Origin of the sequence: Moorena sp. SIO3E8, from assembly GCF_010692445.1 — a bacterium.
Classification (GTDB): Bacteria; Cyanobacteriota; Cyanobacteriia; order Cyanobacteriales; family Coleofasciculaceae; genus Moorena; species Moorena bouillonii.
In genome coordinates, this window is record NZ_JAAHHM010000209.1 from 1 (window position 1) to 7,997 (window position 7,997).

6 protein-coding genes are annotated in these 7,997 nt (G+C 43.9%); all 6 read left to right on the top strand.

The genetic code is table 11. The features are described 5' to 3' along the window. The first annotated feature begins 331 nt into the window (after positions 1 to 331). Complete coding sequence (locus F6K46_RS36605; RefSeq protein ID WP_293052256.1) at positions 332 to 1,729, top strand: AAA-like domain-containing protein; 1,398 nt, start codon at positions 332 to 334, stop codon at positions 1,727 to 1,729. Positions 1,730 to 2,636: 907 nt separating this feature from the next. Next, positions 2,637 to 3,497, top strand: coding sequence for an SAM-dependent methyltransferase (locus tag F6K46_RS36610; RefSeq protein WP_293052259.1), 861 nt, complete (start codon positions 2,637 to 2,639; stop codon positions 3,495 to 3,497). Next, positions 3,497 to 4,405 carry a tetratricopeptide repeat protein gene (locus F6K46_RS36615; RefSeq protein ID WP_293052261.1) on the top strand — a complete coding sequence of 303 codons (909 nt, stop codon included), beginning with the start codon at positions 3,497 to 3,499 and terminating at the stop codon, positions 4,403 to 4,405. Before F6K46_RS36610 ends, F6K46_RS36615 begins: the two co-directional genes overlap by 1 nt. Before the next feature lie 267 nt (positions 4,406 to 4,672). Continuing rightward, positions 4,673 to 6,031, top strand: a complete 1,359-nt coding sequence (locus F6K46_RS36620) for a tetratricopeptide repeat protein (protein WP_293052264.1) — start codon at positions 4,673 to 4,675, stop codon at positions 6,029 to 6,031. A 42-nt stretch (positions 6,032 to 6,073) separates the two neighbouring features. Then, positions 6,074 to 6,373 carry a hypothetical protein gene (locus F6K46_RS36625; protein ID WP_293052267.1) on the top strand — a complete coding sequence of 100 codons (300 nt, stop codon included), beginning with the start codon at positions 6,074 to 6,076 and terminating at the stop codon, positions 6,371 to 6,373. 409 nt (positions 6,374 to 6,782) lie between these two features. After that, positions 6,783 to 7,997, top strand: a 1,215-nt coding sequence (locus F6K46_RS36630) for a serine/threonine-protein kinase (RefSeq protein ID WP_293117939.1), incomplete at its 3' end; no start/stop codon positions are given.

Below are 7,997 nucleotides of genomic sequence, written 5' to 3' on the forward strand. Positions count from 1 at the left end.
GTATGATTGATACCCACCAATATTGGGCATCATCCAATATTGGGCATCATAGGAAATAACTAGTTATTAAACCTCCTATGGTTAACGGGGATTCAATTGACCAGTCAACAGCTCTAAAATTGCTGGGTCATTCAGGGTAAAAGCATCTATGTTTGTTTTGGTTGATTCCTATATATATATAGGAATGTTTGTAAATTAAATAAACACTCCTCAACACTATAGTTTTTGGATCCCAAAAGGGTATAGCCAGACTCCTATGATTTGTTTCGGTGTGTCACGTTTGATCGAGCACTTAAAAGGTGCTTCTTGATAAATTGCGGTGACCTTTTAAATGAATCTTGACCGTATCCTAGAAATTGTTGACCGTCAACTAAAAGATAGCCAACATCGACCCCTTACTTCCATAGAAGTAATTATGCTGGGTGGGGTTTGGCAGTATAGAACTTATAACCAAATTGCCCTCGAAGCAGGTTATAGTCCAGGGTACCTTACCAGTGTCGTTGCTCCAGAGTTGTATCAGCGACTCTCGGAGGTGATTGGCCAGCGGGTAAGCAAGAAAAACTGTCGGGTGCTGCTGGAGTCTTATGCCACTGCCCAAACAGCCGCAGAGACAAACCCTTTTCAGGCAGATCTGGTGTTGCCAGAGCTGACGGGAAATGCTGCCAATGAAACCCCTGAGATACTACCTTGCTATCCCAGTGGCTCAATCCCTATCAACTCTCCCTTTTACCTAGAACGCTCTTCCCTTGAGGAGCAAGTTTATCAAGAAATCAAGAAACCGGGAGCGTTAATCAGGATTAAAGCTCCCAGAGAAATGGGCAAAACCTCACTGCTGCTCAGGATTCTTGACCATGGCAACCGCCTGGGCTACCATACTGTCAGCTTGAACCTAGAGCAAGTCGAGCAGGGAATTTTAAGCAATTTGAATCAATTTTTGCGCTGGCTGTGTGCCAACATCGCTCACCAGCTTCAGCGTAAACCGATGCTAGATGAGTATTGGGATGAAGACTTGGGCAGTAAAATTAGCTCTACCCTCTACTTCCAAGACTATCTACTAGATTTAATTGATACTCCCCTAATCTTGGCATTGGATGAGGTGAGCCAGATTTTCGAGCATCCCCAAGTCGCGAAGGATTTTTTACCTCTGTTGCGTTCTTGGTACGAAGAAGGCAAAAGACTGCCCATCTGGCAAAAGCTTCGCCTGGTAGTGGTTCACTCCACGGAAATTTACGTTCCTCTGGAGCTTAACCAGTCTCCTTTCAATGTGGGGCTGCCGGTTCAGTTAGACAACTTCAGCCAGGACGAGGTGCAGCAGTTAGCTCAACGCTACGGACTCGACTGGATAGGTCTCGAAGAAGCTAGACAATTAATGGTAATGCTGGGGGGGCATCCGGCACTGGTAAACTTAACGCTCTATCATCTTAGTCGCAAGGAGATAACTCTGTCCCAACTGCTAGAAAGTGCTCCCACTGCCACCGGAATTTATGCTCATCACTTGCAGCGTCATTGGGCAACATTGGCAAAACAGCCGGAATTAGCACAAGCTCTTGATACGGTTCTCAAGGCCACTGAACCTGTGCCCTTAGACCCCATCCTAACTCACAAGTTAAGCAGTATGGGGTTGATTAAACTTTCAGGTGCTCAAGCGATCGCCAGTTGTGAATTGTATCGGCAGTATTTTATGAAAAAGGGAGAGCAACAGTTTATGTATACAGCATCTTTCTTGTAGCCTAATCATTGATTTAGGGAGCAGGGAGCAGGGAGCAGGGAGCAGGGAAGAAAATTGGATGTATCTCAGTTATTCGAGAAACCCTAGATCAGTTTTTAATGCTCCTGTCACGAGTCAATGTTTTGTTTATTAGTTTTTTGATGAGATTTTATATGAGTTATGATATGATTTTTATGAATTTAATAGATCAAGATTTAAACTAAAATACAACATATAGCAAAGGGAACAGGGAATAGGGAACAGCGATGCAGCGCGGTCTTGGGAAGGCAGCGCGGTCTTGGGGGTTCCCCCGGAGACGAAACCTGATTACGTTGAGCCTTTATGGTTGGTAGGCTATGCAGAAAAGGGTTCAAACTTATTGATTAGCGATGCAGCGCGGTCTTGGGGGTTTCCCCCATGAGCGACTGCATCAAGACAAGGCTCAACTGTCTTACGGTAACTTCGGCGTAGCCGACGCTTGGCCGTAGGCCACGCCAAAGGCGAACGCGAACAAACCATGAGCGACTGCCGTGGTTTCCCCCATGAGCGACTGCATCAAGACGGGAACAGGGTAAAAATCCTGTGTACCTTATAGCTATGAAATATGCTTTATAGCGTTTATCGCAGTTATGAGGTACGCTTATAAACCTCAAAGTCTGCCTTATTAAGGGGGATTTAGGGGGATCAATTTGTACCTTGTAGGATATAGAATTGTTATAGTTTTTTAAAAAATAAAATTAGGGTTAAGTTTAATAAAATAACTATAGAGTTTCTAGGAATAATGAGGTACACAGGATTTTTTCACTCTTTGCTCTTGCCTCTGCTCTATGACCTGCTCCCTGTTCCCTGCTCCCTGCTCCCTGCTCCCTGCTCCCTGCTCCCTGCTCCCTAAAAACATGTACCTCACCTAATTTAAAACCGCTATATTGTGTCTGTTACTCTGATGAAAAACTCCGATTCTAACCTGAAGAGTAAATTGAATTTGGAAACTGGCTCCTTAACTATTGTTGGTACGGGGATTCAATTGGTAAGTCATCTGACCTTGGGGGCGAAAGCCTGGATAGAACAAGCGGACAAGGTTTTATATGCCTTGGCTGACCCAGTAACCGCTAAATGGCTCAAAGAATTGAATGCCACAGCAGAAGCTTTGCCATATAACCGGAACAATCAATGGCGCAGAGACACTTATCAAGAAATGACCGAAAGGATATTGACAGACGTTCGTAAGGGGCTGAATGTCTGTGCTGTGTTTTACGGTCATCCTGGGGTTTTTGCCAATCCAGCCCAGGCAGCTATTAAACAGGCACATCGTGAAGGCTTCACAGCACAGATGCTACCTGGGATTTCTGCGGAAGATTGCTTATTTGCTGACCTTGGTCTCGATCCTGGTCGAAACGGGTGTCAAAGTTTTGAAGCAACGGACTTTTTGATTCGACGGCGTAAATTTGACCCCACTAGCCCCTTGATTTTGTGGCAGATTGCCATGGTTGGCAATCTCGGTTTTTACAAACCGGAGGAACAGTTTGGTCCTCTAACCATATTGACCGAGGTCTTAAAAACACATTATGGAGGTGACCATGAAGTGATTGTTTACGAAGCAGCTGTTTATTATCCAGTTTGCAAACCAGTTATCCAGCGTATTCCTCTGTCCAAGCTACCACAGAGCAGTGTTACTGAGGTTTCAACCCTTTATATTCCGCCTCACGCTCTAGCACCTGTGGACAAAGACATGATGGCGCGCTTAGGTATGTCTTTTGTTCAAGAAGCTACAGGGGAGAAACAGATCTGATGACAGCTTATCAACAAACTGTGTCCAACCTCAAGTTAGCGTCCCCACAGAACCCTGAGAAAGCTAAGGCTCTAGCTCAGGAAGGTGAGGCTGATCGGCTGATGGGAGATTTTGAAGCTGCCCTCGCTAAGTTCACCGATGCCCTTGAGCTAAATTCTAACTACCCTTGGGCTCTCGCTCACCGTGGGCAAACCTACTATCAGATCAAACGTTATGACGAAGCCCGAACAGATTTTAGCCGCGCTATTGATCTCAACCCTAACTACCTTTGGGCCCTCGCTCACCGGGGCGTAACCTACCGCTTTATGGGGGAAGCATATTACACAATGGCAGTGGCTGACTTGGATCGAGCCATTGAGCTGAAGCCGGATTACCTTTGGGCAATTGCCTATCGTGCCCGAGTTTATGAGCTGATGAAGTGCTACAAGAAAGCCCTGATTGATTTTGACCGTGCTATCGCCTTTGACAAAACCATATTTGTGAAAAATTGGCAAATTGAGAGAGGGTTAATCCTTTGCTACGACGGCCAATATGCTGAGGCGATCGCCTGTTGCCAGCAGAGGTTAGAGGAAGTTCCAGATGACACTACAGCTTTATACTGTATTGCAGTGGCGAAGGCTCGCTGGCAGGGATTGACCCAGGCCAAAAGCGAGATTGAGCGTACGCGGTCAGTATTGCGCTCTCAATGGCAGACAGGGGATCGAGGAGATATTCTGTACCGACTGAGCGGCTTAGCCATCTTGGTAGGTAACTGCGAACAAGCATGGGAATATCTAGAAGAAGCTATTCCTATTAATGATGAAGCCATTGAGTTAGTCGGTCACGACCCAGCTTGGATGGAGTGGCGAGATCACCCGAAAACTCAGGCATTACTCGCTATAGAAAAGGGAGTAGGGAGTAGGGAGTAGGGAGTAGGGAATATGGAATCAACAATTATCACAATTCTTACAGGGATTGCTATAGAGCAGTTTTTAGTCTAATTAAGGTACACAGTCTTTTTAGCTTTTTACATCTTACCTCTTAGAGGTTCTAAGTTCACTGCTCCCTGCTCCCTGCTCCCTGCTCCCTAAAAACATGTACCTCACCCAATTGAAAACCCCTATAGTTAAGGGTTTGATACAACAAACCTCAATCAATTAAGTTTCAAATAACAGTCAAGGAGGAATTTGATACAGATGGATAATAACACTTGGGCTCTTGCTCAAAAAGCAGAAACTCTTCGCTTGTCAGGAGCTTATGAACAGGCGATAGAGAAATTTGAAGAACTTCAAAAAAGTGACTCGGACAATGCTTGGCTCAATGCCCACCTAGGAACAACTTACTACCAGTTGATGGATTATGGTAAGGCCGAAAAGTACTTGAAAAAAGCCGTCAAAAAGAATGATAACTATCTCTGGGCTCATGCACATCTAGGTGAAACCTATCGTCTACGAGCAATTACAGAAAATGATAAAAAGCAGAAAAAGGAATCTATTAAATCAGCTATAAAACATTTTGAAAAAGCCCTTGCTCATCAAGCACCAGAAAACAGCAACTATGGGTGGGCATTAGCTCACTTGGGAGCAACCTACCGCCTGAAAATAACTCTGGATAAGAAGAAATTAATCAAAGAAAATGAGATAGATGAAAAAAGTAAAAAACAAGCTTTAAATTATCTTAACAGAGCGATTGAACTTATGCCCACATATGCCTGGGCTTGGGGTATGCGATCGACAGTTCACAGATTAGCTCAAGAATACGAGGAGTCATTTTGGGATTTGGGAGTAGAAACACAAATATCTCCAGACATGGAGACTTTACAACACTCTCCTTCTCCTGTTCCATTCTTAGTAAGCAGGAGGGTAAGTCTTTATGAACATGCATTTCTGTTTTTTTATTTAACGAAGAATTTAAAGAAGAAAAAATATCACTCAGAAAAGAAAGAGAGATACTATAGTGGAGCGATCGCTTGTGCCCAACAAGTCTTGCTCCTGAAGCCAGGTGATTTGATGGGTCAACTCATTCTCAAGGTAATTGAAGGTACACAAAAGAAGGAAAAAGACAAAATTAATAATAAATTTAGAGAAGAATGCAAGACACTTATTGAAAAGATAGATGCCAAGCTTGCTGAGATATGTAAAGCAGTATTGAGATACATGATAAAGGCTGAGCCTAAAACCAAGGATAAGTTGGAGATTCTGGCTCAGGCAGAAGGTATGTCAGGACATAAATTAAAGAAGCTTGTTGATGATGTCCTCCAAAATCCTGAGATTGAAGGAGACGGACAATTATGGCTGTGGCAAAACTTTGCATGGGTCGAAGGATCTGCCAGTGCTCTTTCCTTCCTTGCTGATTTAAGTGAAATTCTGCGATATTATGATCAACACTATGATGAGATTACTGGTGAAGCATGGCCTTATCGAGTGCTTGCCTTGATAATCTATGATCAACACGCACTGGAAAGACTTTATCAAACTGCAGCATTGTCAGAAGCAGAACGGGTAGAAACATTTAAGAAATTGTTGCTGTGGATAAAATCACGACCATTAGCTTAGATTCTTGATTCGTGACTAGATTAAAAATTAGCAGGATATCTGATGAGTAAACTATTTGATTTATTAACCGATTTGGCCCTTGACCCCAAGAAACAAAGTGTTTTCATCAATAACCCCAGTTCCGTAATGGACAAGGTGGGTTTATCTGAAGCAGAGCAGACGGCGATGAGCAGCAAAGAAGCTGGTAATATTGCAGCGTTATTTGCAGACAAACAAGTTCCCCTTGCCATTACTGCTTTTGATCCCGGTCCTGATCCCTTGCCAGATCCAGACCCTTCTCCTATACCAGATCCAGACTCTTCTCCATCAGAAGAACGAGACGAAGCTGCATCGCTTTTGTAAAGGTTCCCATTCCACCCACCGGGTCAAACAGCTTTTAGGAGATGTACCCCACTTAACCTTTAGGTTAGGTGGGGTGTTTGACTTTACAGCTGTGTTCAGATGAATCGACTTCACTACCTTTAGCTGCAATCCCTCGCTTGGGGGGCTAGGGCGTTTTTTCTTGCCTCGGAGATCCCCCTAAATCCCCCTTAAAAAAGGGGGACTTTGAGTATGGCTCCCCCCTTTTTTAAGGGGGGCTGGGGGGGATCATAATCTTGCGGAAAACTTTGAAAACACGCCCTAGGGGGGCGAAAATTGCTGTAAATCACTCATAACTTTGTACAATTGGGCAAATGGATTATTATTTGATCAGCTCAAACCACAACCAGTGCGGTTTGAGCTGATCAAAACTCCTATAAAGGAGGTAAGTATGCGCGATTTATCAGGTTACCAAGTTACGGAAAAACTCCATGAAAGCACCAACTCCCTAGTCTATCGGGGACATCGGCGAACAGATCACCAACCTGTTATCCTTAAAATGCTCAAACAGGCTTATCCTTCCCCGGAAAGCATTGCTTGGTTCAAGCGAGAGTATGAAACCACCCAAAACATTAACCTACCCGGTGTAATCGATGTTTACAGCTGGGAAAACCTAGAAACTAACTGGGTCATGGTGTTAGAAGATTTTGGCGGCGAATCCCTCAATCGGATCATTCCGAAGCAGGAATTCACCATTGCTGAGTTTCTCCACCTGGCCATTGAGATTGTTGACATTCTCGGTCAGGTTCACCAACAGCATATTATTCACAAAGATATTAACCCATCAAATATTATATTAAATCAGAATACTGGTAGGCTTAAGCTAATTGATTTTGGTATTTCAACCACACTGTCGCGAGAAATCTCAACCTTTCGCAACCCGAATGTATTAGAAGGAACCCTAGCTTATATCTCCCCAGAACAAACGGGTCGCATGAATCGAGCAATCGATTACCGCACTGATTTTTATTCCCTGGGTGTGACCTTTTATGAATTGCTGACGGGAGAGTTACCCTTCCCCAGCAATGATGTTTTGGAATTAGTGCATTGTCATATTGCTCAACAACCGACACCACCACAGGAACTCAAACCAGAGATTCCTGCAATTCTTTCAGCGGTTGTGTTGAAATTGATGGCAAAAAATGCTGAAGAACGCTATCTATCAGCCTATCGAATCAAGGCAGATTTAGAAGAATGTCTCAGACAGTGGCAAACCAAAGAGCAAATTGATGCTTTCGTGATCGATCAGCACAATGTTTCCGATCAATTTCAAATACCACAAAAACTGTATGGGCGAGAACAGGAGATTTCTACCCTATTAGCTGCTTTTGATCGAGTCAGCCAAGGAGCTAGTGAAATCATGCTGGTTTCGGGGTATTCCGGTATTGGCAAGTCCGTATTAATACAGGAGGTATATAAGCCACTGACTCGCCAACATGGCTATTTTATTTCTGGTAAGTTTGACCAGTTTCAACGAGATATTCCCTACGCTTCCTTAATTCAGGCATTTCGGTCATTAGTACAACAGTTACTCACAGAAAGTGAGGCAGAGATTCACAATTGGCGAGAGAAGCTGCAAGGGGAATTAGGGGAAAATGGACAGGTA